The sequence below is a fragment of the Pseudomonas sp. CM25 genome (assembly GCF_013179705.1).
Lineage (GTDB): Bacteria > Pseudomonadota > Gammaproteobacteria > Pseudomonadales > Pseudomonadaceae > Aquipseudomonas.
On sequence record NZ_JABMCW010000707.1, the window covers coordinates 1 to 659 of the forward strand.

Consider the following 659-nt stretch of genomic DNA (forward strand, 5'->3'; position numbering starts at 1 on the left):
GCCGGAAAAACTCGCCGCCATCGGCCTGACCCTGGCCGACCTGCGCCAGGCCATCCAGCAGACCAGCCTGAATCTGGCCAAGGGCGCACTGTACGGCGAGCACAACGTGTCGACCATCGCCGCCAACGACCAGCTGTTTCACCCCGAGGACTACGCGCAGCTGATCGTTTCCTACCGCGACGGCGCCCCGGTGCACCTCAAGGACGTGGCCAAGGTCATCAACGGCGCCGAAAACGCCTACGTCAAGGCCTGGTCCGGCGACCAGCCCGGGCTCAACCTGGTGATCTTCCGCCAGCCCGGCGCCAATATCGTCGATACCGTGGACCGGGTGCTGGCCGCCCTGCCCAAGCTGCAGGAGATGCTGCCGGCCTCGGTCGAGGTGTCGGTGCTGCAGGACCGCACGCAAACCATCCGCGCCTCGCTGCATGAAGTGGAACTGACCCTGATGATCGCCGTGGCCCTGGTGATCGGCGTGATGGCGCTGTTCCTGCGCCAGTGGTCGGCGACCATGGTCGTGTCCAGCGTGCTTGGTGTGTCGCTGATCGCCAGCTGCGCGCTGATGTACATCCTCGGTTTCAGCCTGAACAACCTGACCCTGGTGGCCATCGTCATTTCAGTGGGCTTCGTGGTCGACGATGCCATCGTGGTGGTGGAAAACA

1 protein-coding gene is annotated in these 659 nt (G+C 64.6%); it reads left to right on the plus strand.

Annotated elements, in window-relative coordinates:
* On the plus strand, positions 1 to 659 hold a 659-nt coding region (locus HP546_RS30830; protein ID WP_172233818.1), incomplete at both ends, for an efflux RND transporter permease subunit.